Here is a 24,358-nt window from a genome sequence, read left to right on the forward strand (position 1 = left end):
TCATCTTAAAAGCAAATGATAAATAGAGGCAACTGCATGGCAGTTGCCTTTTTTGTTCCCCAATAACTGAAATAGAAGTTTTGCATGATGTATTGTATTATATCAATATGCTGTTTTAACGAATAAGGTTTTTTCAATTCATAATAGGACAAAATTGGCAGTCTATTGCAGTTTTGGTAACTTATCAGTTTAGAGCAATTTAATAAACTTATATGGCGCAAAAACAAGAAGAGTTTAGTAATAGGTGGGGGATCATTTTAGCAGCCCTTGGTATGGCAATTGGTGCTGGAAACTTATGGCGATTTCCAAGAATAGCTGGTGAGCATGGTGGTGCTTTTATTATACTGTGGATGCTATTTCTTGTGATCTGGTCAATTCCACTACTAATGGCAGAACTTGCCATTGGTAAGTATTATAAAAAAGGTACGCTAGGTTCATTAGGAAGCCTGGCCGGTAAGAAATTTAATTGGATGGGTACTTTCGTTACCATCGTAACTGTAGGTATAGCCTTTTATTATTCAGTTGTAACAGGTTGGTCACTCAGGTATTTTATTCTGAATACGCAAAACTTGGTTAATTATTTGTTTGGCTCAGGAGCCATGAACGCAAAGTTTGCAGACCCTAATGTAAACTTCATGGATACTTTCTGGGCCAGTCTTTCAAACTCCAGCTGGGAAGCTGTTTTATGCTATATGTTTACAATTAGCATTGCCATCTGGGTATTGAGTAAAGGTATAAAGCAAGGACTTGAAAAAACTAACAAAATACTAATACCAACATTGTTCATTTTATTGATGGTGGTATCAGCTTTTGCTATACAGATGCCTGGTGGTACACAAGGGTTGGAATACCTGTTCACCATAGACTTCGAGAAGTTCAAAGACCCAATTATTTGGATTGAGGCAATTACAGATTCCGCCTGGAGTACGGGTGCCGGCTGGGGTTTAATGATTACAATTGGTTCATTCTCCAGGTCTAAAGAAGATGTTACCTTAAATACCTTCCTGGGTGCTTTTGGTAACAATACAGCTGCTCTATTAGCTGCAATGGCTATTTTACCAGCTGTGTTTGCAATGGCAGCCACACCTAATGAGGCAGTTGATTTTCTTCATGGCGGTAATACAGCATTGGTCTTTACTATTTTACCACAGCTATTTGCTCAAATGCCCGGTGGTCCTTTCCTTTCATGGATTTTCTTTGGGGCATTTGCAATGGCAGCCTTTAGTTCTATCTTACCAATGATGCAGCTCATTATTAAGAACTTAACAGACTATGATTTATCAAAGAAAAAGGCAGCCATAATCGCAGGTGCAGCTTGTTTCATTGTAGGCTTTCCGTCTGCATGGAGTTTGGCGATATTTGAGAATCAGGACTGGGTTTGGGGGGTAGGCCTACTCGTGAGTGGTATCTTTATTTCATTCCTGATTATGAAGTATGGTCCTGGTAAGTTCAAGAAGGACTTCATTGATCAAAACTCAGACTTTAAAGTGTCTGCCTGGTATTTTAAAGGCATGATTTATTTCAATTTCTTCGCAGGTCTATTCTTAGTATACTGGTGGATGAGTCAAGGCTATAGTGACTATCCTTGGTTTGATGCTGATGGTAATTGGAATGTGATTGATAAGTTTAGTAATGCAACCATTGTTACCCAATGGGGTATTGCCTTATTAATTGCAGTAGTATTTAATGGATGGTTTTACAGAAAATTTGTTAAGAAATGAGTACAGAAGCAATAATAGGAATGGTGATATGTCTTACAATTACTGTAGGCGGTTTTATAGGCTTTGTTTTGAAGGCCTTATCAATGGATAAGAAAGAGGATAAATCAGAAGATTAATAGATAATTCTAAAAATAGTAAAAAGCCCTTGCTGATAATCAGCAAGGGCTTTTTGTTTTAGGTTTTGAACTTAATTAAAAACTAGCCTTCAACGAAATAATATAGTTTCTACCTGCACCTGAAAGTCCAGAGCTGTAAGGTCTGTACCTTTGGTCAGTGATATTTTCTACTCCAGCAGTTAGACTGAATATGTCAGTGAATTGATATAGCGCCTTGAAATTTAAGGTGTACCATGCTGGAGCATAGTTATTGCCATTAGCATCTTTGGCATAAATCTCATCTTTACCACTTTCGCCAATAGGCATGTCAGCAGCACTTCTTTCACCTTGAAAGCTATGATAGAACTGTAATTGCAATGCTTTCTTCTTGTAGTTCAGTCTATTAATACCAAAGAAAGGAGCGGCATGTCTGGAAGCACTAGTAGTGCCTTCATCAAGCTCTTCTTCACCCTGTTGATAGTTTAAATCAGTAGATAAAGAAAAACCACCTGCAATTTTCAATTCGGCTCCTGCTTGTATGCCCCAAACGTTGGCTACAGCGGCATTTTGCAAGGCTTGCACTTGGCTCAGTTGCCCGTCATAAAAAATGCTGTCATCACCATTGAGCTGAAAATCTCTGCGAACCAAAGCATTATCTAGTATGGTATAGTAAGCAGTGAAATCTACTTTTAGGACATTATCAAATATTTTGGTAAAGCCCAGGTCTGCATTGTAGGCGTATTCGGCTTTCAATGCAGGGTTAGGAATGGTGACTGCACCAGGTTCGGAATCGAATACTTTTCCAATATCATCCACATTAGGTGATCTGAAGGCTGTTCCCAGATTAGCTCTAATGATCCAGCTTTCTGTTGGTTTAAAAACAGCTCCTATGCTACCTGTTAAAGCACCATTATTTAAGTTGGCCTCTGTAAAAGGGAATGGATAAAAAGTGGTGTCAAACTCAGCGTCCAGGATAAACTGATTGTATCTGATGCCTGTTTGTAAAGTCAATTTCTCCCCTGGCTTAAACTCATTATTTATGTAAACCCCTAAAGATTGCCAGTTAGCTTGAGGATACCTTGAGGCTATTTCTGAACTAACACCTGTATCAATATTAGTGGCTTCTCCTGTTGAAGTAACATTATTTAGAACATACTCTACCCCATAGAAGACTGAATTTCTATCACTTGTTTTTTTGCTTAAATCAAGGTTTAGAGAGTAGGCATCTACCATTTCAACCTGCTCACTTTTGGTTGTGCTGTTAAACGAACGATCAATTCTACTTTCTTCGAACCCTTGTTGTGCAAGTCTTAACGATAAGTCATCATATAAAATACCTTCCTTATGGTGATTGATATTGAGATTGTTCATCATCCATTTTTGAGGGCCGTAGTTCCAAAGGGCGTAACGTGGTGCATCGTTTCTTCTTCGGTTATGTCTGTCATATCTTCCGTAAGAAGTGGTTTCAGAATAATGAAAACCATAATTGATGTCTAAGTTATCAGATGGCTTAAACCTGATTTTTTGCATCATGTTAATCTGTGAGTAGCCTGACGGAATTTGTAGCAAAGGATCCTCTTGTCTAATCACTCGGTCAACACTATCAATTGTTTGTACATAGTAGGGTTTAAGATAGTCGTCAGGGCCATTGCTGCCCTGCCTTAAATGGTCATAATCCCAAGAGCTGATGCTTGTTACCAAAGCCCATTTTTTCCAACCTACATTCACATCAAAATGTGCAGTTTTCTCATTGTTAGCAGAAGCATAACGTGTAGTAGCATTACCCGTGATGAAAACTGAATCTGCCAAACTTAACTGAGGTCTTAGAGTCTGAAAACTCATTACACCTCCTATGGCATCACTTCCATAAATAACTGATCCAGGGCCAAATAATACTTCAGTATCTTCAACTGCAAATGGGTCAAGGTTGATTATATTCTGGATATTACCACCTCTAAAAATGGCGGTATTCATTCTGATGCCATCAACTGTATAAAGGAGTCTGTTGGTGGCAAAACCTCTAATCATAGGACTTCCGCCACCTTGCTGACTTTTTTGTACATAAACTTTTCCTGAAATACCCAGCATGTCAGCAGCTGTTTGAGGGTTCTGGAAAGTAACTTGTTGCGGACTAATAGAAGCAATCTTTGATGGTATATCCTTAGCGTATTGTCTCCATCGGGTAGCAGAGACAACTACTTCATCAAGATTAAAATTATCCTTCGTGAGGATTATCTTAAAATTGAATGCTTCAATATCGGCATAGCTCATAGTTCTGGTTTTGTAGCCATACATATGAATCTGGATAATATCAGCTCCTTTTAAGTTAGTAATATCAGCTTTCCCTTCTGAATTTGTTGTGGCTATAGCATTAGGTTTTTGACTTATTAAAGTGGCTAGTTCGATTGGGTTGCCAGTATCCTCATCTACTATGGTCACAGTTTGAGAGTGGGCAGTACACAATGATGCCAACATCAAAAATGTGGTTAATATATATTTCATTTTATATTTATTAATGATAATAGACCCTGTTCTACTTATAAGAGAAGAAAGGGCATGATTAAATTTGTCGGTAAACGACTGCAATATTTAGCTCAGATACTGTGGAGGAGGAGAATCTGGTGAGGAGTTATAAGAAGTGAAATTCTTTTTATAAAAATGCTGATGTTCATACCTCTTATGAATAGAGGTAAACAGGATATCATTATAATGTGGAAGGTAATCTGCTTTTAAAATCTTATAAATGTTTTGTTTCTGTTTTTGCTTGATAGGGTTACTATCAAATTCCATTAACAGTGTTAAAGCCAATTGTTTATTTAGTGCTGTTTCTTCTGAATCCCACCAACAATAAAATACAACTGAATCGCCAATGTTCTGTCGTTTCACAACATCGTACATTTCACCCATATACTCAAACTCATGGTCATGTTCCCAATCCAAAAGCGTGTTTAGGTCCTTTTTTGCTATGGTCAACTGGCTCAACTCGGATTGATCAATGCCACTGATGATATTTCTTTTAATACTGCGTTTGAGCTGTTTCTTCTCTATATGAACCATAAGGTTGCCTATCAGCAAAGGGCCAAATAGACAAAAAATGAGCGATATGGAAAAAAATTGATTACGCATGATCTTTAGAAGATGCAATTAACTAAAAATATACAGCCTAAGAAACACTTTTAATAAATGCACATTCATTTGCAGTAGCTCATTTAATCATTTGTTCCTCTAAAGCTTTTGAATCATGATGTTACATTATTTAATCTCGCCTGAATATTGAGGTAAATGAGTGGAATAATTATAAAAGCATTATATTATTATTTTTTTAGTCTCATCTAAATATTTAATTTTACATTACTAATAAATAGGGAGTGCTATAATGAAGAATCTATTACTAATTATTTTAAGTGTATCATTTATTTCTTTTGCGAAGGCACAGACTTATACGATTGATGGAATTGTTAAGTCAAATAAAGGAGGTGAGGCAGTACCCTTCGCTACTATTCAGGTTAAAGGCACCGCCTTAGGAACAGCTACTGATGAACAAGGCAAATTTATTATAAAAAACATTCCTGCTGACAAACAAACTTTCATTGTTAGCTCTGTTGGCTATAAAACCAAAGAGATCAATTTGGATGATAGCGTTCAGAACAATGATATCTTGTTTGTTATTGAAGCCGAACAAATGAACCTGAATGAGGTGGTTGTTACTGGAACGCGAACAGCAAAAAGAATGACAGATTCTCCTGTCATCGTCAATCTGATTAACAAGAAGGGACTCGATCAGGTGGTCGCTGTAAATTTATCTGAAGGTCTAAAATACCAGAGTGGTTTAAGAGTGGAAACTGATTGCCAAACTTGTAATTATACCCAGCTGAGAATTAATGGACTTCAGGGAGGTTACTCGCAGATTTTGATCAATAGTCGTCCCATCTTTAGCCCGCTTACAGGGCTTTACGGACTTGAACAAATTCCTGTAAATATGATAGAACGCATTGAAGTTGTGAGAGGAGGTGTTTCTGCCTTATATGGATCCGGGGCAATCGGAGGAACAGTTAATGTGATCACCAGAACTCCAAAAGAGAATGCATTCAGTGTTTCAAATACATTTCAACTTATTAAATCAGAAACTGCTGACAATATCATTACGGCTAATGCCACAGTTGTGGATAAAGAGGGTAAGGTTGGTGCTAGCTTCTTCGTAAATAACAGAAACCGGGGTATGTATGATGCCAATGGTGATAATTTTTCGGAGTTACCTGAGTTAAAGGATAATTCATTCGGTACTAATTTATTCTATCAACCTACGAACAACCAGAAGCTTTCATTGAGTTTAAGCAGTATTCATGAATATAGGTATGGTGGTGAAATGGTGGAAGAATCAGCCCATTTAGCCCAGCAATCTGAAGAAAGAACGCATGATGTTTTAATGGGTAGTTTAGACTACCAGATCAACTTCAATGAGAATAAGAATTCCTTTGTTTTTTATTATGGCGGTCAACAAACCGATAGGTCTCACTTTACAGGTGTATTCCCGGATGATTCTACTGCAATAGCGGATTATTTAGCTGATCCTCCTTATGGCATTTCAGATGTGGTCACACATCAGGGAGGTATACAGTTTAATCATAAATCTGAAGAGTTTTTCTCAGGGGATGCCATCACCACATTGGGTGTAGAATATGTGTATGATGATGTTTTGGACAAGATTGACTCCTATAATTATCTAATTGATCAAACCACTACCGATCTTGGTTTGCTGCTTCAGCATGATTGGAATATAACAAATGATCTAAACCTTTTATCAGGCGCCAGACTGGATAAGCATAATTTAGTTGATGATGTAATCATCAGTCCGCGATTGTCCGCTTTGTACAAATTGAAAGAGAATACACAATTCAGATTAGGTTGGGGCACAGGTTTTAGAGCTCCTCAGGCATTTGATACAGATTTGCACATCGCCTTTGCCGGAGGTGGTATTTCAAGGGTTTCTCTTGCCGATGAATTAGTAGAAGAGCGATCAAACAGTTTTACGGCATCCGTCAATTATGATCGGGCCACGGCCAATTCAATTATGGGATTTACACTGGAAGGTTTTTACACCAAACTGGATAGTGCTTTTTATTTATTTCCGTTGGGAGAAGATGAATTTGGAGAAAGATTTGAAAAAAGAAATGGACCTGGAGCAACTGTTCAGGGTATTACCATTGAGGCAAGAGCTAATTTTGATTATGTTTTTGAAGTAGATGCAGGTTTTACAGTGCAATCCAGCTTATATGAAAAGCCGGTTGAAAATATTGAAGGCTTACCTGCCCGAAGAACGTTTATGCGAACGCCTGGTAACTACGGCTATGCAACATTCATTTACACACCTACAAAGTATTGGAGTGCCAGTACAAATCTGGTTTATACAGGTTCAATGGAAATAGCGCATTTTGGTGGGGAAGGTACCGGGCAAGCTGAAGATACTTATTTCACTTCACCAACTTTTACAGAAGTTGGACTAAGAGTGGGGCATACCTTTAAAGTACCACAATCTAATTTAGGATTAGAATTATTTGGTGGGGTTAAGAATCTATTTGATGCCTATCAAAATGATTTTGATGTTAGTAAGAATAGAGACAGTAACTTCATTTACGGCCCGGCTTTACCAAGAACATTTTTTATTGGTCTTGAATTAAAATCTTTATAGGCGAATGTTATGAGCTTACAATTGCTTAAAAAAAATATTCTTTATATCGGCTTGCTATTATTGCTTGCAGCTCACTTTAGAGATGCATATGCTCAACAAAGAAGTACTCCAAATTGGTTAACATTTGAACAGCTCGATGACTCCTTAAAAAATAAGCCTAAAAAGGTATTCGTAAACTTTGTTGCCGATTGGTGTACCTATTGCCATGAAATGGATAAAGTGACATTCACAGATTCACTCCTCATTAAAATACTCAGCGAGGATTTCTATCCTGTGAAAATGAATGTGGAATCAAAAGATACCATCCGCTTTGGAGGCCAGCAATTTGTTAATAAACGGATCAATAAAAGAAATCCTGTTCACCAAATACCTTTACTTATGGCAAGTAGAGAAAACAAGCCTTTTTCACTTCCTGCCATGATTATTTTTAATGAATCTTTTGAAGCTACCGCAAGATATTTTCAGTTTCTGAGCGCAGAACAACTCATCGAAATACTTAAAGAATAATTATTTAATTGTAGCTACATAATCTTCAACTACCTTTTTTGGTAATACATGATAGCCATTTTGTGGTATTAAGTTTTCCTTCTTTTCAGTGGGTGTTAAAATCACATGATAGCCATTCACTTTAGTAATGTTAAGTAGGTCATCAATATCATAAAGGTCATCCTTGTGCACTTCATCGTATCCCTTTAAAAGGCTTTGTTTGGCACGTGTTTTTACTTGCGCATCAGAAGTATCCACCAAAAATGTGTTCGCATGGTGCTCCATAAAATCTCCTTTTTTGTAGGCACCCATGTTAATGAAGTAAAGCTTCTCTTCTTGATAGCTCACATCTTTATTAAGTTTTACCTCATAACCATCAACCACATTAAGCTCCATATAAGAATCGATATGCATCTTTTTAGGATTCCCAAACCACTGGCTTAGCAACTGTTGGTAAGTATCTTCAATGGTATAACCAACTGCAAAAACTACATCATGTAACTCAATATTGCATTTCGGGGCTCTTCCTCCTAGTACTACGGCAAATAGCTTCATTCTTTTTCTTTGATTTGATCGGCTAAAATAGCAATTCCTTCTTCAAAAGAAACTGGATTATAGCCCAGTTCATTTATCGCTTTATCTAAAACAAATCCTGTTTTGGGAGGTCTTTTGGCCACTTGTGTGAATTTAGAGCCATCCGTTTGTTGGATATAGCTTTTATCTAGTTTGAAAAAATCAGCAGTTTTGATAGCCATATCATAAGGGGTTAGCATATCCTTTCCGGAAATATTGAACACGCCTTTGGCATTTTTTTCAGCTATCAGCAAGCAACCTTTTGCAAGGTCCTCCGCTAAGGTTGGTGTTCTCCATTGGTCATCAACTACATTGATTTGCACATTTTTCTCCAATGACTTTTTCACCCAAAGAATAATGTTAGAGCGACTCATGTCTTCGGCTATTCCGTACACCAAAACAGTTCTCACAATAGCCCAATCTATATTGGAATCTTTAATTATTTCTTCAGCCTTTAACTTGCTTTCCCCATAATAGCTTACAGGATTGGCCTCTGCGTCTTCATTGTAAGGGCCATCTTCACCATCAAAAATAAAATCAGTTGAAAGATGAACCAGAAAGCAATTGTTGCGCTCTGATGCTTCAACAAGATACCTGACAGATTCAACATTTAACAAATCGCAATTTTCCTTATCTGCTTCACACTGATCAACATTAGTCATGGCGGCTGTATTGATAATAACATCAGGTTTTACTTGATCAATTATGGCATCCACTTCCTGTTTGTTGGTAATATCCAGGCTCATGTATTTAAAACTGCTACCTTGTAAACGGTTATCACCCCTGGATGTAGCTACCAGATCATGATTGGTTTCCTCTGTAATAAGCTTTACTAGTTTTTGACCTAACAATCCGTTAGATCCGGTCAATAGTATTTTCATTTGTTTCTCTTTAATGGGGTTCAAATGTAGATGCCTTGTAACAATAAGCAGTTATAGGGTTATTTCTCTTCTTTTGGATAATTGTAGCCGTAGTTTTCAGTGATTTTCTTTTTAGACATCTTTTCTAATTCTACCGTCATAAAAATGTCCTCAACGGGTTTATCTGCCATAGCTGTTCTTACAGAAGCAATAGAATCAATTACGGCAAGTCCTTCAACTACTTGACCAAATACAGTATATTCTCCATCTAAATGAGGGGCTCCTCCTTTTTCAGCATAGTCAGCGACCTGCTCAGGTTTAAACTGGTATAATTCGATCTCACCATATTCCAAAGCAACCAAAGAATCAGCAGTATGCTCCATGAAATTCATTAGACCTTCCAGGTCCTCATTTTTCTGCATTTCCACTACTTTATTTCTCAGAGAAGCATACTTTTTCATACCCAGAACCTGCTTAACCTTCATCTGCTTCTGCTGTGCCTTTCGTCCTTCAGCCATTTGCGTTAGCTCGTTTTCAGTATAAGTTTGGCCATCAACAATGTAGAATTGTGAACCGCTTGACTTTCTATTAGGGTTAACATTGTCTCCCATTCGCGCAGCTGCTAACGCACCCTTTATGTGCCAGAATTTATCATCGATTATTTCTGCCTGAAGCTGATAATTAATTTTGTCTTCTTCCTCAATATTCTTTTTGGCATTAACATCCCCTCCTTGTACCATGAAATCCTTAATTACCCTGTGAAATGTGGTACTATCATATTGGCCCGATTCAACCAGTTTAATGAAATTCTTTTTGTGGATAGGAGTTTCTTCATACAGAATAGCTTTCATATCACCATAGGGTGTATGGAAAACCACTAAATTGTCTTTTGAGCCGGCACAGCTTGAAAGAATAAGTGTTATAACAAAAATGTATATGATGCTCTTTTTCATGTTGTTACTTAATATGTGTTAATTAAAGTTGTTCTTTTATTTCTTTTAAAATTTTGTCTCCACCAGATGCTAAAACTTGCTTGGCCATGAGTGTTCCCAGTTGTTCTGCATTGGCGATGGAATCGGTTAGTTTTAAGGCAATGCGTTCCAAACCATCTAAACTGATGATGCCGGCCTCCATCTCTATATTTGTACCACTTATACGGGCTAATCCATAAACTGGAATACTGCAACCCCCTTCAAGATAGCGGAGATAAGCCCTTTCAGCCTTTAAACAGTTTTCTGTGGCTTTATGATTGATGGCAAATCTGATAACATCTTTCTTTTCTTGATTTAGAGATTCATGCACTTCAATAGCTACTGAGCCCTGACCAACTGCAGGAATAAATTCTTCTGTAGATAGGGTATGAGCAATTTTATCGTGGTAACCCATTCTGTGTACGCCTGCATAGGCCAGCAGAATAGCATCACAGAGGCCCTCTTCCATTTTTTTAATTCTGGTTTGTAGATTACCTCTGATGTCAACCGTTTCAATTTCCGGATAAAAGTGTTTTAAGGTGGCAATTCTTCGGGTTGATGAAGTGCCAATAACCATAGGCTGGTTAGCAAATTGGAAATCTTTTTTGTGGCTCACCACTACATCATTCACCTGCTCTCTTTCTGAGAAGGCAATCAGTTCAAAGCCTTCAGGCAGATGTGACTGCATATCTTTGGCACTATGTACGGCAATATCAATACTGCCATCGGCTAGCTGTGCTTCTATCTCTTCTGTGAAAACGCCCTTACTACCAATTTTAGAAATAGCTACATCAAGTATTTTATCACCTTTAGTTTCTATAATTACAATCTCTGAGGTATGTCCGGCTTTTTCTAGTTTTTCCTGAACATAGTATGCCTGCCATAATGCTAACTTGCTACCTCTGGTGCCAATTCTAATATGCATGGATGTTTTTTCTGACTGAATTATGCTGTTTTATTAAGTTTCAGTTGATAAGATAAATCTTCTTCTGAAACATCAACTACAAATTTACCATTCAATAGTTTTCTACCCAACAGAATTGGATTTTTCATATGGCTTCTGTCTGATAATGAAAATTCAGCTTTGTATGCTTTGCCAAATAAGATGATCTTTGATTTAATGATGTAACGTTCCTGCATTTGGCCGTTTGAGCTTCTAATTTTTTTGAGGTGAAATTCAGTGGTCTTAAAGCTTCTTGCCTTCTTTCCCTTTCCCAACCTACTTCCGCTTATTTTATAGCAGAGTATATCTCTTCCGTCATCATCTTTTTCTATATGTATGCCCGAGCAATGTATAGCTGAAGTGTAGGCACCTGTATCAATTTTGGCTTGTACATTTTCAAGATTAAGCTCTGGAAGATCAACTTTGTCCGTCCTGCCAATTATTAACTTTTGCTTCATTAAAATTTAATTCTGACAAAAAACTAAATACTAAATGTAATAATTTTTTCTGATTTGGAATGGCTATGATTTTGTTGGAATTCAATTAATGTATAAACATATACCCTGTAATTATATAAACGTTTAGTGAAATTGAAATCACTTATTCTGCCAGTTTATGGTTGTATTAAATTAAGTTACTCTTTTGCTAAAAGTGTTATAATTCTAATAGTTATTGCATTGTTTAAAGAAATAATAAAATAAGCTTAACAAAAGTGTGTTTTTTTTAATTTCCATTATAAATTTATATGAGTAACGGTGAGAGTATTACTACTAACTTTAAGTGTTTAGATACTGGAATTATTGACACGCTGGTTGGTTGTTATTCATGTTGTACTTAATAATTTATGGTAAAAGAGAGTAGAAAATATATTGTATTTTTTTTAGTAACAGCCTCTCTATTTACGATTAAGCAATCTGTAGTACAAAATGGGTTTAATGATAGTGCAGATTACGCCAGGTTAATTAATATTGCAGGCCGTCAAAGAATGTACAGTCAGAAAGTGGCTAAGCTATTTAGTTATTATTATAATATTCAGGATTCTAACGTAATTAAGCAGCCTTACTATGGCGAATTATCATCGACCTTACTCGACTGGAAAGCTGCACAAGAAGAACTAATCTCAGCTCAAATAGAGAGCGCTACCTTAGATAGTTTGCTTAGTGATAACCTTAAGCTGATTAATGGAATTATAGCCTTCTATGATGAGAAAGTTGAAACTGGAAGTCTTGATTTAACATATAAGGACTTCAGTAAGATACAATTGGCAGAAGCTACATTTTTGGAACGTATGGAAAAATCAGTAGCGATATTACAACAGAAAGCAGAAAATGATATTTCCAGACTTAGAAACATCAATTTATTTCTATCCATCCTCTTTTTAATTGTGTTTTTTGTGCTCTTTGCATTATTGGTTAATCCAATTATCCAAAAACTAAAAAAATCAAATGACAATTTTTCTGATTCAAACAGTAAACTGCAGGCTGCTGAGGAAGAGCTGCGATCAAGTTTGGAGGCTCTTACAGAATTACAAACCAAATTAGAGCAAAAGGAAAGACTCAATAAAATATTCGTAAAGCAGTCACCAGTTCCTATTGCTATGTTTAGTAGAGAAATTAAACTTTTAGCCGCTTCAGCAGCATGGGTTAAAGATTATGGTTTCAAGCGAGATGAAATAATAGGGAAAAATTTCTATTTGTTTTATAACAGAGCTGAGTACTATTGGAGAGAAAGCTTTGATAAAGCCCTTAAAGGTGAAGTTGTAAGCGGTGCTTCCGAGCAATTTACGACTGAGACGGGAAAGGATTTTTGGCTTGATTGGGAAGTTAGGCCATGGTATATAAATGAAGATGAAATTGGTGGTATCTTATTCAGCTTTAATGATGTTACCGAAAAACGAGCACTTCAAACCCAAAATGAGCGCTATAAAATGGATATGGAGCTAAGTAATGAAGCAGCCGTAATAGGTACATGGGAGACAGACATTGTTAATAATAAAGTGACATGGAGTAAAGTTACCAAACAAATTCATGGAGTGCCAGCGGATTTTGAGCCCAACGTTTCAATTGGTTTGCTATTCTACAAAGAAGGTAAAAGCAGAGAAACCGTAACTAAGACTTTTCAAAAAACTCTTGAAACTGGTGAAGGATTTGATTTGGAGTTACAAATAGTAACAGCCAATAATGTAACCAAATGGGTAAGAACTATAGGACTTACTGAAATGAAAGATGGAAAATGTGTAAGGGTTTATGGTACTTTTCAGGATATTAACGAACGTAAACTGCAGGAGATTAAAATTAAGGAAGAATCCTTAAAAATGGAAAACCTGTTGATAGGGACAAATGCGGGTGCCTGGGAATGGAATGTACAAACAGGTGAAACTAGATTTAATGAGCGCTGGGCTGAAATTATAGGTTATACTTTGGAAGAATTGGCACCGGTTAGTATAGATACATGGACCAAGTACTGTCATCCGGAAGATTTGAAAAAGTCTGATGAGGCACTTCAAGAACATTTTACAGGACAAACACCCTATTATGAAGTTGAATGCCGAATGAAGCATAAAGACGGTTCATGGATTTGGGTGGTTGATCGAGGCAAGGTTTTTAGCTGGACAGAAGATGGTAAACCATTAATAATGTTCGGAACCTATATAGACATAACCAGGCAAAAGAAAAGGCATGTACAATTCGAGAATTTTGTAAAGCAAGCACCATCGGCAGTAGCCATGTTCGATAAAAACTTGTGCTGCCTGGCAGCCTCAGATAAATGGCTTGATGAGTATGGTTTTACTGGAGAAGATGTTTATGGCCAATCGATCTATGATTTGTTTCCCAATACATCTGATAATTGGAAAGAATTGCACCAGGCTTGTCTTAATGGTGAGATAAAAAAAGGTACTGAAACTCCATTTATTAATTCGCAAGGAGAATTGGTTTGGCTGAACTGGGAAATGAAGCCATGGAAAAGCATGGGGCAAATAGCTGGTATTATGATCCATTCAGAAGATGTAACCAAAGCAAGAGAACTAGAGGCACAAAAAGATAGAATTCAAAACGTACTTGAACTTACCAACAATGTGGTAAGAGTTGGAGCATGGGAATATGAAATTGATAGTGATGAGTTATACTGGAGCGATGTAACCAAAGAAATACATGAAGTTGAGTATGACTACAAGCCATCGCTAAAAGAGGCGGTAGAATTTTACGAGGAAGGTAAGCATAGGGCCACCATGTTAAAAGCTTTAGATGATGCTATCAAAAAAGGCGAATCTTATGATGTTGAACTTAAAATTATCACCGCAAAAAAGAAGGAATTGTGGGTAAGAGCCGTAGGTAAGCCAATTTTTGAAAATAATAAGTGTGTTAAATTGCTTGGTATTTTCATGGATGTTGATGACGCCTATCGTTACAATAATGAAGAAATAGTAATTAAAAAGAACCGACTGCAAGATGTAAATGATAGTTTAATCAAGAAAAACAAAAGATTGGCTGATTTTGCCCAAATAACATCACATAATTTGAGGGGACCAGTTAGTAACCTGAACAGTTTACTTAATCTTTATGATAATTCAGCTACTAAAGATGAAAAGGATGTGATAGTTGATAAAGTGAACACTGTAACAGATTATTTAAATGAAACACTCAATACCTTAGTGGAGAGCTTAGCTATTCAAGAGACTAGTGTTATTCAGCGTAAAAAACTTTTCTTTCAAGAGGTATTGGATAAAGCTTTACCAGCTTTTCAAAATATGATTGATGATTTTGAAATAACTTTAATTACAGATTTTGAGAAAGCTCCTTTTGTAAATTACAATGCCGTATATCTTGAAAGTATTTTTCAGAATTTAATATCCAATGCTATTAAGTATAGATCACAAAAGCGAAAACTAGAAATAGATATAAAAAGCTATAAAATAAAGAGCCACACCTATTTAGAAATTTCAGATAACGGTTTAGGAATAGATTTGAATAAATACGGTGATAAAATATTTGGATTGAATAGAACTTTTCATAGAAAAGAAGGTTCAAAAGGTATAGGCTTGTATATGACCAAGCAACAAGTTGAAAGTATGGGAGGGATTATTTCCGTAGAAAGTGAAGTAGATAAGGGAACGAAGTTTATAATCCGATTGTGAATTAATAAAGTGATTGAGTTATGAGCAGTGAGAAATTAAATATTTGTGTTATTGATGATGATGATATTTATCAGTTTGCTGTTTCAAGAATAATTGAGTCGGCAGTTGAGACATCTTCGGTTATGTCCTTTTATGATGGTGAGGAAGCTCTGGAATATTTTGAATCCTTAAATGGAAATGATGATCCAATTCCAGATATTATCTTTCTCGATATAAATATGCCCCGCCTCAATGGCTTTGAGTTTATGGAAGGCTACAACAAGATTAAGCACCGTCTTAGTAAAAAGAGTAAAGTGTTCATGGTTTCTTCTTCTATAGATCCTGCGGACATTCAACGTTCAAAAGAAATGGACGGTATTGAGGATTACGTTTCAAAACCGTTAGATTCCAGTCTCGTAACACAAATTGTGAGCCGACTAGCATCCTAATGGCTAATAATAATATGATTTAACACTCTTTTTAAAAGGATTTTTTACTTTTGCAGTTGCATGCAAAAGAAAGGCGAAATATCAATTCAATTAGAAGCAAACCAGAAATTATATTTCGCTTCTGACTTTCATTTAGGCACACCCACAAAAGAGGCTAGTAGAGAAAGAGAACTTAAGATCATTCGCTGGCTTGATGTTGTAAAAAAAGATGCAGCAGCCATTTTCCTGGTAGGTGATCTTTTCGATTTCTGGCATGAGTATAAAACTGTTATCCCTAAAGGCTTTATAAGATTTCAAGGCAAGTTGGCTGAACTAGCTGATGCAGGAATTCCCTTGTATATTTTTACCGGCAACCATGATATGTGGATGTTTGGCTATTACACTGATGAGTTGGGTATCCCTTTGTTTAGAACTCCGCAAAAGGTATTAGTGGGAAACAAAAAGATTTTGGTAGGGCACGGTGATGGTCTGGGCCCTGGTGATCGTATGTATAAATTCTTGAAAAAGGTTTTTGAGAATAAACTTTGTCAATGGGCGTTCAGACAGATACATCCGGATGTTGGTATTAGGATAGCTAATATGTGGTCATCAAAAAGTCGGCTAAATAGCTCAAATGATGAAACATCGAAGTTTTTGGGTGAGGGCGAATGGCTTTGGTCTTATGCAAATGAGGTTGAGCAAAAAGAGCATTATGATTGCTATATTTTCGGACATAGACATCTACCTATTGATGTAGCAGTGGGCGAAAACTCTAGATACATAAACCTTGGCGAGTGGATTAATTACTTCACTTACGCTACTTTTGATGGCAAAGAATTTGTACTGGAAAAGTTTGAAGAGAATAATTAATATAAAATGACCAAAAAGCTACTTCTAATTCCTTTCATGTTACTTTTCATGTTGTCTGTCGGTTTTGCACAAAAAGCCGCTAACGATTCAGTTGCTGTGGAAAAGGTAAAAGGCGATGGTGAAGTAGCTTATCCTAAAAAACTGTTGGTAAATGAAAAGCTTGATTTTAAATTGAGTAAAACTCAATCTGGATCTTTTATAGTAAGTTTTTATAATAATGAGAGTAAGCCGGTAGTTGTAAAAATTTATGATATTACAGGTAATTTAGTAAAGCAGGAAACTGTTGTTCAAAAGGGTAGTTTTAGCAAAGAATACAATCTTGCATATTATAAACCCAGCTTCTTTGTAGTGGAAGTAGGTAATTCTAAGTACAATCGTACTAAATCCATTATGGCTGAATAGTGGTAACTTTTTAGTATTATAATCTACGAATATTGGTCAATAAAAAAGCCTCAACATTTCTGCTGAGGCCTCTACTTAAAATTTTACGTATTGATTAGCTGATTTCAACTAATTCAATCTCGAAACTTAAATCTTTTCCTGCTAAAGGATGATTAGCATCCAATACAATGTTGTCGTCATTTACTTCTGCAATAACAACTGGCACTGCTTGCCCATCAGGTTGTTGCATTGATAATTGCATACCAACTTCAGGTTTGATGTCTTCAGGTACTTTATCATTAGGTACAGGTACCATCATGTCATCTCTTTTGTCACCATAAGCTTCCGCACTTGGTATTTCAGCAGTTTTCTTGTCACCAATAGCCATTCCGTCTACTGCCTTGTCAAAACCTGCAATCATCTGTCCAGAACCTAATTCGAATTCAATTGGCTCTCTTTCTAATGAGCTATCAAATACAGTTCCATCAGTCAATTTGCCTGTGTAATGAACTTTTACTTTGTCGCCTTTTTTTGCTGTTGACATAAATCTTGTTTTTGTTATTGTCATTTGTAAACCACAAAGGTATCATTAAGATTCACCAAAATGAAACTAATTCCCTCTTTATCAGATTAGTGTTCGCTATTGCAACATTTAATTCTTCAATCGTTCATTATTGAACATAAAATGGCTTAAATTCATAGCTGAATTAGCTTTTTGCCCCTTGGCATCATTTTTTCTCTACACGCATTAATACCAATAACTATGGAAAAAGAAATTAACAAAGTACTTATAATTGATGACGATGAGGATGTTTTGTTTGCAGCTAAGATGTTGCTAAAAAAACATGTAAAAGAAGTTTTAATAGAGAAGGATCCGCGCAAAATTCCCTTTTTGTTAAACCAGGGTACATATGATGTAATTCTGCTTGACATGAACTTCAGCCAGGATACTACAAGTGGTAAAGAAGGTATGCACTGGCTTGAGCAAATTAAGGAACGAGATCCTCAGGCAGTAGTAATTTTGATTACAGCCTTTGGTGATGTTGAAACAGCGGTTGAAGCGTTAAAAAATGGTGCCACTGATTTTGTATTAAAGCCTTGGCAAAATGAAAAGCTATTAGCCACCATCCATTCGGCTGCCAAGCTAAAAAGCTCATATAATCAGGTAAGCAAATTGCAGCAAGAGAAGCAGCAACTTGAAGAGTCGATAGATGCACCCTTTAAATCCATTATAGGCGAAAGTAAAGCGCTGAAGAATGTTTTTACTATTATTGATAAAGTAGCACATACTGATGCCAACGTATTAATTCTTGGCGAGAATGGAACAGGAAAAGAGCTAATAGCCAGGGCATTGCATAAGAAATCCTCTCGAAAGGATAATTCTTTTGTAAGTGTTGATATGGGAGCGCTGACTGATACACTCTTCGAAAGTGAGTTATTTGGACATAAAAAAGGAGCTTTTACTGATGCAAAAACAGATAGAGCGGGTCGATTTGAAATAGCGGACAAAGGAACAATATTTTTGGATGAAATTGGTAACCTGGGCCCTTCTTTACAAGCCAAACTTCTTAATGTTTTGCAAAGCAGAACGGTTACTCGTTTAGGAAGTAATGAAGCTAAACCTTTTGACGCTCGCTTAATCTGCGCTACAAATGAAGATATTCACAACCTGGTGGGTAAAGGTGATTTCAGGCAGGATTTGTTGTATAGAATTAATACTGTAGAAATTCATTTGCCTGCACTAAGAGATAGGGTTGAAGATATTCCCCTTCTGGCAGAGCATTTTATTAGTATTTATGGCAGTAAATATAAAAAGTCGGTAAAATCTCTAGATCAAAGCACCATCAGATTACTGCAAAAATATGATTGGCCGGGTAATATCCGTGAGTTGCAACATGCTATAGAAAGGGCTATTATCATGACAGACAATGAAGCACTTCAGCCGGATGACTTCTTTTTCCTGACCAGCAAAGGAAATGTAATGGAGAAACATGAAATGGAGGATAGTTTCAATCTTGAAGATGTAGAAAGACAAACCATTCAAAAAGCAATAAAAATTCATGGAGGGAATATTTCGAAAGCTGCTGATGAACTTGGGCTCACAAGAGCTTCACTCTATAGAAGACTAAGTAAGTATGATATATCGTAAACCAGAAGTAAAAAAGAATGCATTAAAGCTAGCTTTACTACTGATTACAACCTTTTGCTGGGGAGCAGCGGTTTCTTCAGATAGTTGGTTTATAGTAACACTTATATTTCTTGTATTAATTGGGTTTCAATTTCATGCCTTTATTAAATCTAATGTGAGTAATGAAAGTGCTATCAGGCAATTCTTGGCAGGGGTGAAAAGCCAGAAAGATCAGGACGAGTGGATTGAAACTTTAGAAAACTCATCTCTGAAGAAAACTTTTTATGAAATAGAAGATGCTATAAAGAATAGACAAGTTGCCCAGGAAGCCGAATATCAATATTTCCGAAATATAGTACAGCACGTAGGTATTGGTATACTCACTTTTGATAAAGCGGGTGATATTCAACTGTATAATTTTGCTGCAAAAAAGCTGTTAAACACAAGTTATACGGTTAAAAATATAGAGGCCTTCTCGAAGATAAGTCTTGAATTATTAGATACTTTTAAGACACTGAAAACAGGCGGACGAAAACTCGTTGAAGTAAAAGTTGGAGAAGAAGTTCGTCAGCTATCAGTTTATGCCATTGAACTTCAATTACATAACAAGCAATTCAAATTAATTTCACTTCAGAACATCCAATCGGAGCTTGATGAGAAAGAAATGGAGGCCTGGAGAAACCTCATTAGGGTGCTTACCCATGAAATTATGAATTCAGTAACGCCAATTTCTTCTTTGTCAAACACTACTTATGGTTTGCTCGATGACATTAAACGTAATGGAGATGAGCAAATACTGGTAGATGCTGAAGATATAGATGATTTAAAACACTCCATAAAAACTATCGAAAGCAGAAGTGAAGGATTAATTAGGTTTCTAAATGAGTTTAGAAGTTTAACGCATACGCCAACTCCGAAGATGAAGCCGGAAGATTTTAATTTGGTGCTAAGAGGCATAGCTCAATTGATGCAGGAAGAGTTGAGCCAGAAGAAGGTAAAACTTCATTTACAGCTTAATGAACAGATACCAACTGCCAATATTGACAGAGAATTAATTGAGCAGGTAATTATTAACCTCATAAAAAATGCTGCTGAATCTTTCGATGAAGAAGCTCTTGAAAAAAATATATGGCTGCATTCCAACGTTGATGCAAAAAAGCGAGTCACTATTACCGTAAAAGATGACGGAAGTGGTATAGAACCTGAAGCATTGACTAAAATTTTTATTCCTTTCTTTACAACCAAAAAAACTGGCTCAGGCATTGGTTTAAGCTTGTCGAAAGAGATAATTCGTAAACATCAGGGTACTATATCCGTTCAATCCGATTTAGGAGTAGGAACAGAGTTCAGCTTAAAATTTTAGCAGTTACACTTTAAAAATTTATATTTGTGGAAAATGTAATCAAAATGTCCCAGGAAGAGATTCAAAAAACGATAACAAACATATTAGTTGATAAATTAGGCATTACACGTTCTGAGGTTACCGCTGATGCGAGTTTTATAAAAGACTTAGGAATTGATTCGTTAGATTATGCCGAATTGGTGATGGAATTTGAACAGAATTTCAACATACGCATACCTGATACTGACGCTGAAAAACTTTCAACGGTTAATTCAGCTGTGAAATATATTGGAGAGAAAATGTAATGAACATTTTTCTACATCAACTGTAACTTTATTGAAGAATAGAAGTCATCTTATCATGTTAAGGTGACTTTTCTTTTTAATAACCTTTCCCTAACAACCTAAGTATTTCAAAACCGTTTGTTTCAAGCTGAAGTAAAGCATAAAAATGATTCGTTTAGCGATTAAGAACCTATCACTCATCTTCCTTTTATTTTGTGTGAGTGAGCTACATGCCCAAAACTATGTGATTAGCGGATATGTGAGAGAAGCCTCATCAGGAGAGGCACTTATCGGAGCAACTGTAGTTAATACAGAAAATCCTTCTATCGGACAGGCAGCCAATGTTTATGGGTATTATTCATTTGAATTACCAAAGGGTGTTTATACCCTTAGAGCCAGTTATGTTGGCTATCAAACAAAAACAGTAGAGATAAATCTAAACAGTAATCAAAGCATCAACTTTGATTTAAAAGAAGAGTCTACCAATCTGGAAGAGGTAGTTGTTAGCGCTCGCAGGAAAGATGAAAATGTTTCTTCCGTAAAAATGAGCACTGAGAATTTGAAAATTGAGAAGATAAAATCAATTCCTGCCTTATTTGGTGAGGTAGATGTCATCAAAAGTATTCAGTTGCTTCCAGGTGTTAGTTCAGCCGGGGAAGGCACAACAGGTATGTTCGTAAGAGGAGGTTCTTCGGATCAGAATTTAATCTTGCTTGATGAAGCTACAGTTTATAATGCTAGTCACTTATTAGGCTTCTTTTCTGTTTTCAATCCTGATGCCATCAAAAATGTTGAAATTTATAAAGGAGGGATTCCAGCACGTTATGGAGGAAGAATATCTTCCATATTAGATATCCAAATGCGCGAAGGGAATAATAAACAATATCAGGCTTCGGGTGGAATAGGCTCTATCTCAAGTAGATTCACTGTAGAAGGGCCAATAGTTAAAGATGAATCATCATTTCTAGTATCAGGTAGAAGAACCTATGCAGATGTTTTTCTTGGCCTGTCTAATAATGAAGATATTAGAGATAACACGCTTTATTTTTATGATCTAAATGCCAAAATGAATTACAAACTTAGCGAGAAGGATAAGATTTATGCTTCCGGCTATTTTGGGAGAGATAAACTTGGCTTTCAGGATTTATTTGGGTTCGATTGGGGAAATGCTACGTTCTCCGCCCGATGGAATCACCTTTTTAACGAAAAGCTATTTTTAAATACTACTGCTTTATTTAGTGACTTCAACTATGGTTTTGATGTAGCCGTTCCCGGCTTTGAGTACACCTGGACTTCAGGTTTAAAGGAGTACAACCTTAAACTCGATTTCGATTATTTTCTAAATAATCAGAACACAATCAAGTTTGGAGTAAACTCTATCTACCATATTTTTTCACCTGTTGACATTGTATCGGATAACACAGCATTAGATTCTTTAGATGTTGCCAAAGACTATGCTTTTGAGAATGCAATTTACTTCAGTAATCAGCAGGATTTTGGTGAGAAGTTGAGCATTGAATATGGATTAAGGTATTCTTCATTTGCTCGCATAGGCAGAGATACAATTACGCTTTACGAGGAGGGGCAGCCCTACAGGCCAGAAAATGAGATTGGGACAGAGGCATATGGGTCAGGAGAGTTGATTAAACATTATCATGGATTGGAGCCTAGAATTGGCATCAGGTATTTAATCAATTCAAGAAACTCTATTAAGGTTTCATACAATCGAATGAGGCAGTATTTACAAGTTGCTACAAATGCTACAGCTGGTTTTCCTACTGATAGGTGGATCCCTGCGGACAGTTATATTAAACCAATTATTGGAGATCAGGTAGCAGCAGGATATTTCAAAAATTTGAATGAAAATGCCTGGGAACTATCAGTTGAGACCTATTACAAATGGCTACAAAATGTAGTAGACTTTTTACCCGGTGAAGATATTTTATTGAATGATAAAATAGAGAATGCAGTAGCCTCAGGCAAAGCATGGGCTTATGGAGCCGAATTTCTCATCAGAAAAAATGTAGGTAAAACAACCGGCTGGCTTGGTTATACCCTATCTAGAACTCAACGTCAAATTGATGGTGTAGCAAATGGTAATCCGTACTTAGCCAGATATGATAAAACACATGATATTTCATTAGTAGTGTCTCATGCACTCACTGATCGTTTACAGCTTTCAGGTAACTGGGTGTACAATACGGGTGCTGCTGTATCATTCCCTGAAGGGCGTTATGTAATCGATGGTAAATCAGTTCCCTACTATAATGATAATGTGCGTAATACTAGTCGTATGCCCGATTATCATAGAATGGATTTATCGCTTAATTGGAAGCTTAAAAGTAAGAGAGATTGGTTTGACCAAGAGCTGAATTTCTCATTATATAATGTTTACAATAGAAAGAATGCCTTTTCTATTGAATTTAGAGAGGTGAATAATGGTGATCCCAATTTTAATGAAGATATAGATGGGCCTATCACCAGTACCAGACCAGAGTCAGTAAAAACTGCCCTTTTCGGTATTATTCCATCAATCACGTATAACTTTAAAATAAATTAAAGTGAGAACTTTATTTAAATACATACTCGTTACATCCTTTATACTGAGCGGTTTTGCATGCCAGGAATTAGTTGAGCTGCCATTAGAAGAAGAACAAACCAGAGTGGTAATTGAAGGACTTATTTCCAACAAGGAAGGCAGACAGTCTGTGAGCGTGGCCAGAACCCTAAATTATTATGAAACAGGTCAGCTGCCTCCAATTACAGATGCAAGTGTGAATATTCTTGATTCAGCAGATAACCTAATAGAGCAGTTTGTCTACAATGCTGAAGATAGTACATATAAGAGTTTATCTGATTGGACTGCTGAGGTTGGTAAAAGCTACAAAGTACAAGTAGAGGTTGATGATCAATTTTATGAGGCTTCGGGTAAAATAATTGCAAATGCCCGACTTGACAGTGTTTACTATTTAAGCGATGAGCAGCTTGAAGCACTTGGGCAAAACTCTTTTGGAGATGGTTTTTTTATATTCGTAGACGGTTCTTTACCCTCAACGGAAATACAATACTTCTTATTGGAAACAACTGTTAATGATACCTTAAGAAATGATAGGGGTGATTTATCAAACTCGATTTTGTCCTCTGAATTTTTTGGTAGTGAATTTCAATTTCTACCTGTTCCGGGTTTGGTGAAAGCCCAGGATAGCGTGCGCCTTGAATTATTTACACTAACAGAAGATGTCTATCAATATTACATAGAGTTTGTCAACTTGCTCTTTAATGATGGTGGCGTGTTTAGCCCACCTCCAGTAAATCCTAAAAGCAACATCAGTAATACTACAAATGCTGATAATTATGCACTTGGCTTTATACAATTCAGTTCTGTAATAGAGAACGATTTATATATTGATGAGGAGGAATAAATCTTTTTCAATGTTTGTTCAATGAAGTTAATGAATTGTTATTAGTGCAAT

21 protein-coding genes are annotated in these 24,358 nt (G+C 36.4%); 13 read left to right on the forward strand and 8 right to left on the reverse strand.

Annotated features, from left to right (window positions below; genetic code table 11):
- Nucleotides 1–212 precede the first annotated feature (212 nt).
- The gene (locus tag JKP34_RS04605; RefSeq protein WP_201918171.1) at nt 213–1,721 is read left to right on the forward strand and encodes a sodium-dependent transporter; all 1,509 of its coding nucleotides are present in this window, start codon (nt 213–215) and stop codon (nt 1,719–1,721) included.
- Nucleotides 1,718–1,837 (forward strand): MetS family NSS transporter small subunit, encoded by a 120-nt coding sequence (locus JKP34_RS04610; RefSeq protein WP_201918173.1) that lies wholly within the window; start codon nt 1,718–1,720, stop codon nt 1,835–1,837. The genes JKP34_RS04605 and JKP34_RS04610 overlap by 4 nt, the downstream gene beginning before the upstream one ends.
- Nucleotides 1,838–1,912: 75 nt before the next feature.
- On the opposite strand, the gene JKP34_RS04615 is transcribed toward JKP34_RS04610, so the two are convergent.
- The gene (locus JKP34_RS04615) at nt 1,913–4,318 is read right to left on the reverse strand and encodes a TonB-dependent receptor (RefSeq protein ID WP_201918175.1); all 2,406 of its coding nucleotides are present in this window, start codon (nt 4,316–4,318) and stop codon (nt 1,913–1,915) included.
- Nucleotides 4,319–4,405: 87 nt separating this feature from the next.
- Nucleotides 4,406–4,942: a hypothetical protein gene (locus JKP34_RS04620; RefSeq protein WP_201918177.1), complete on the reverse strand. Its 537-nt coding sequence runs from the start codon at nt 4,940–4,942 to the stop codon at nt 4,406–4,408.
- A gap of 250 nt (nt 4,943–5,192) precedes the next feature.
- On the opposite strand from JKP34_RS04620, the gene JKP34_RS18280 reads away from it, so the two are divergent.
- Nucleotides 5,193–7,505, forward strand: coding sequence for a TonB-dependent receptor (locus tag JKP34_RS18280; protein WP_201918179.1), 2,313 nt, complete (start codon nt 5,193–5,195; stop codon nt 7,503–7,505).
- A gap of 9 nt (nt 7,506–7,514) precedes the next feature.
- Nucleotides 7,515–8,012 (forward strand): thioredoxin family protein, encoded by a 498-nt coding sequence (locus tag JKP34_RS04630; RefSeq protein ID WP_201918181.1) that lies wholly within the window; start codon nt 7,515–7,517, stop codon nt 8,010–8,012.
- Here JKP34_RS04630 and JKP34_RS04635 read toward each other — a convergent pair whose 3' ends face one another.
- Genes JKP34_RS04635 through JKP34_RS04655 form a run of 5 tightly spaced genes read right to left on the reverse strand, consistent with a single transcriptional unit; the run spans nt 8,013 to nt 11,796 of the window.
- Nucleotides 8,013–8,546 carry a DUF1543 domain-containing protein gene (locus JKP34_RS04635; RefSeq protein ID WP_201918183.1) on the reverse strand — a complete coding sequence of 178 codons (534 nt, stop codon included), beginning with the start codon at nt 8,544–8,546 and terminating at the stop codon, nt 8,013–8,015.
- Complete coding sequence (locus tag JKP34_RS04640; protein WP_201918185.1) at nt 8,543–9,445, reverse strand: SDR family oxidoreductase; 903 nt, start codon at nt 9,443–9,445, stop codon at nt 8,543–8,545. The genes JKP34_RS04635 and JKP34_RS04640 overlap by 4 nt, the downstream gene beginning before the upstream one ends.
- Before the next feature lie 59 nt (nt 9,446–9,504).
- A complete protein-coding gene (locus JKP34_RS04645; protein ID WP_201918187.1) occupies nt 9,505–10,377 on the reverse strand; it encodes a peptidylprolyl isomerase in 873 nt (290 codons plus the stop codon).
- Nucleotides 10,378–10,399: 22 nt separating this feature from the next.
- A complete protein-coding gene (hemC, locus tag JKP34_RS04650; protein ID WP_201918189.1) occupies nt 10,400–11,320 on the reverse strand; it encodes a hydroxymethylbilane synthase in 921 nt (306 codons plus the stop codon).
- A 20-nt stretch (nt 11,321–11,340) separates the two neighbouring features.
- Nucleotides 11,341–11,796, reverse strand: coding sequence for an ATP-dependent zinc protease family protein (locus JKP34_RS04655; protein ID WP_201918191.1), 456 nt, complete (start codon nt 11,794–11,796; stop codon nt 11,341–11,343).
- Between the two features lie 386 nt (nt 11,797–12,182).
- Here JKP34_RS04655 and JKP34_RS04660 point away from each other — a divergent pair, with 386 nt between their 5' ends.
- Genes JKP34_RS04660 through JKP34_RS04675 form a run of 4 tightly spaced genes read left to right on the forward strand, consistent with a single transcriptional unit; the run spans nt 12,183 to nt 17,152 of the window.
- Nucleotides 12,183–15,473 (forward strand): PAS domain-containing protein, encoded by a 3,291-nt coding sequence (locus tag JKP34_RS04660; RefSeq protein ID WP_201918193.1) that lies wholly within the window; start codon nt 12,183–12,185, stop codon nt 15,471–15,473.
- Nucleotides 15,474–15,493: 20 nt separating this feature from the next.
- Complete coding sequence (locus JKP34_RS04665; protein WP_201918196.1) at nt 15,494–15,901, forward strand: response regulator; 408 nt, start codon at nt 15,494–15,496, stop codon at nt 15,899–15,901.
- A gap of 60 nt (nt 15,902–15,961) precedes the next feature.
- Nucleotides 15,962–16,750, forward strand: a complete 789-nt coding sequence (locus tag JKP34_RS04670; protein ID WP_201918198.1) for a UDP-2,3-diacylglucosamine diphosphatase — start codon at nt 15,962–15,964, stop codon at nt 16,748–16,750.
- 6 nt (nt 16,751–16,756) lie between these two features.
- Nucleotides 16,757–17,152, forward strand: a complete 396-nt coding sequence (locus JKP34_RS04675) for a T9SS type A sorting domain-containing protein (protein ID WP_201918200.1) — start codon at nt 16,757–16,759, stop codon at nt 17,150–17,152.
- 94 nt (nt 17,153–17,246) lie between these two features.
- Here the strand turns inward: JKP34_RS04675 and JKP34_RS04680 are convergent, their stop codons facing one another.
- Nucleotides 17,247–17,675: an FKBP-type peptidyl-prolyl cis-trans isomerase gene (locus tag JKP34_RS04680; RefSeq protein ID WP_201918202.1), complete on the reverse strand. Its 429-nt coding sequence runs from the start codon at nt 17,673–17,675 to the stop codon at nt 17,247–17,249.
- A 219-nt stretch (nt 17,676–17,894) separates the two neighbouring features.
- Between JKP34_RS04680 and JKP34_RS04685 the strand changes: the two genes are divergently transcribed.
- From JKP34_RS04685 to JKP34_RS04705, 5 genes are all read left to right on the forward strand, one after another.
- The gene (locus JKP34_RS04685; RefSeq protein WP_201918204.1) at nt 17,895–19,280 is read left to right on the forward strand and encodes a sigma-54-dependent transcriptional regulator; all 1,386 of its coding nucleotides are present in this window, start codon (nt 17,895–17,897) and stop codon (nt 19,278–19,280) included.
- A complete protein-coding gene (locus JKP34_RS04690) occupies nt 19,267–20,622 on the forward strand; it encodes a sensor histidine kinase (RefSeq protein ID WP_201918206.1) in 1,356 nt (451 codons plus the stop codon). The genes JKP34_RS04685 and JKP34_RS04690 overlap by 14 nt, the downstream gene beginning before the upstream one ends.
- 26 nt (nt 20,623–20,648) lie before the next feature.
- Nucleotides 20,649–20,906: an acyl carrier protein gene (locus JKP34_RS04695; protein WP_394368658.1), complete on the forward strand. Its 258-nt coding sequence runs from the start codon at nt 20,649–20,651 to the stop codon at nt 20,904–20,906.
- A 145-nt stretch (nt 20,907–21,051) separates the two neighbouring features.
- Complete coding sequence (locus tag JKP34_RS04700; protein WP_236664891.1) at nt 21,052–23,445, forward strand: TonB-dependent receptor; 2,394 nt, start codon at nt 21,052–21,054, stop codon at nt 23,443–23,445.
- A 1-nt stretch (nt 23,446) separates the two neighbouring features.
- Nucleotides 23,447–24,307, forward strand: a complete 861-nt coding sequence (locus JKP34_RS04705) for a DUF4249 family protein (RefSeq protein ID WP_201918208.1) — start codon at nt 23,447–23,449, stop codon at nt 24,305–24,307.
- The last annotated feature ends 51 nt before the right edge of the window (nt 24,308–24,358 follow it).

Source organism: Marivirga atlantica (genome assembly GCF_016734805.1).
Taxonomy (GTDB): Bacteria; Bacteroidota; Bacteroidia; order Cytophagales; family Cyclobacteriaceae; genus Marivirga; species Marivirga atlantica.

What these genes read in the sequence shown, in the direction of transcription:
- JKP34_RS04605 (WP_201918171.1), top strand. Translation starts at nt 213, where the DNA reads ATGGCGCAAAAACAAGAAGAGTTTAGTAATAGGTGGGGGATCATTTTA.
- JKP34_RS04610 (WP_201918173.1), top strand. Translation starts at nt 1,718, where the DNA reads ATGAGTACAGAAGCAATAATAGGAATGGTGATATGTCTTACAATTACT.
- JKP34_RS04615 (WP_201918175.1), bottom strand. Translation starts at nt 4,318, where the DNA reads ATGAAATATATATTAACCACATTTTTGATGTTGGCATCATTGTGTACT.
- JKP34_RS04620 (WP_201918177.1), bottom strand. Translation starts at nt 4,942, where the DNA reads ATGCGTAATCAATTTTTTTCCATATCGCTCATTTTTTGTCTATTTGGC.
- JKP34_RS18280 (WP_201918179.1), top strand. Translation starts at nt 5,193, where the DNA reads ATGAAGAATCTATTACTAATTATTTTAAGTGTATCATTTATTTCTTTT.
- JKP34_RS04630 (WP_201918181.1), top strand. Translation starts at nt 7,515, where the DNA reads ATGAGCTTACAATTGCTTAAAAAAAATATTCTTTATATCGGCTTGCTA.
- JKP34_RS04635 (WP_201918183.1), bottom strand. Translation starts at nt 8,546, where the DNA reads ATGAAGCTATTTGCCGTAGTACTAGGAGGAAGAGCCCCGAAATGCAAT.
- JKP34_RS04640 (WP_201918185.1), bottom strand. Translation starts at nt 9,445, where the DNA reads ATGAAAATACTATTGACCGGATCTAACGGATTGTTAGGTCAAAAACTA.
- JKP34_RS04645 (WP_201918187.1), bottom strand. Translation starts at nt 10,377, where the DNA reads ATGAAAAAGAGCATCATATACATTTTTGTTATAACACTTATTCTTTCA.
- hemC (WP_201918189.1), bottom strand. Translation starts at nt 11,320, where the DNA reads ATGCATATTAGAATTGGCACCAGAGGTAGCAAGTTAGCATTATGGCAG.
- JKP34_RS04655 (WP_201918191.1), bottom strand. Translation starts at nt 11,796, where the DNA reads ATGAAGCAAAAGTTAATAATTGGCAGGACGGACAAAGTTGATCTTCCA.
- JKP34_RS04660 (WP_201918193.1), top strand. Translation starts at nt 12,183, where the DNA reads ATGGTAAAAGAGAGTAGAAAATATATTGTATTTTTTTTAGTAACAGCC.
- JKP34_RS04665 (WP_201918196.1), top strand. Translation starts at nt 15,494, where the DNA reads ATGAGCAGTGAGAAATTAAATATTTGTGTTATTGATGATGATGATATT.
- JKP34_RS04670 (WP_201918198.1), top strand. Translation starts at nt 15,962, where the DNA reads ATGCAAAAGAAAGGCGAAATATCAATTCAATTAGAAGCAAACCAGAAA.
- JKP34_RS04675 (WP_201918200.1), top strand. Translation starts at nt 16,757, where the DNA reads ATGACCAAAAAGCTACTTCTAATTCCTTTCATGTTACTTTTCATGTTG.
- JKP34_RS04680 (WP_201918202.1), bottom strand. Translation starts at nt 17,675, where the DNA reads ATGTCAACAGCAAAAAAAGGCGACAAAGTAAAAGTTCATTACACAGGC.
- JKP34_RS04685 (WP_201918204.1), top strand. Translation starts at nt 17,895, where the DNA reads ATGGAAAAAGAAATTAACAAAGTACTTATAATTGATGACGATGAGGAT.
- JKP34_RS04690 (WP_201918206.1), top strand. Translation starts at nt 19,267, where the DNA reads ATGATATATCGTAAACCAGAAGTAAAAAAGAATGCATTAAAGCTAGCT.
- JKP34_RS04700 (WP_236664891.1), top strand. Translation starts at nt 21,052, where the DNA reads ATGATTCGTTTAGCGATTAAGAACCTATCACTCATCTTCCTTTTATTT.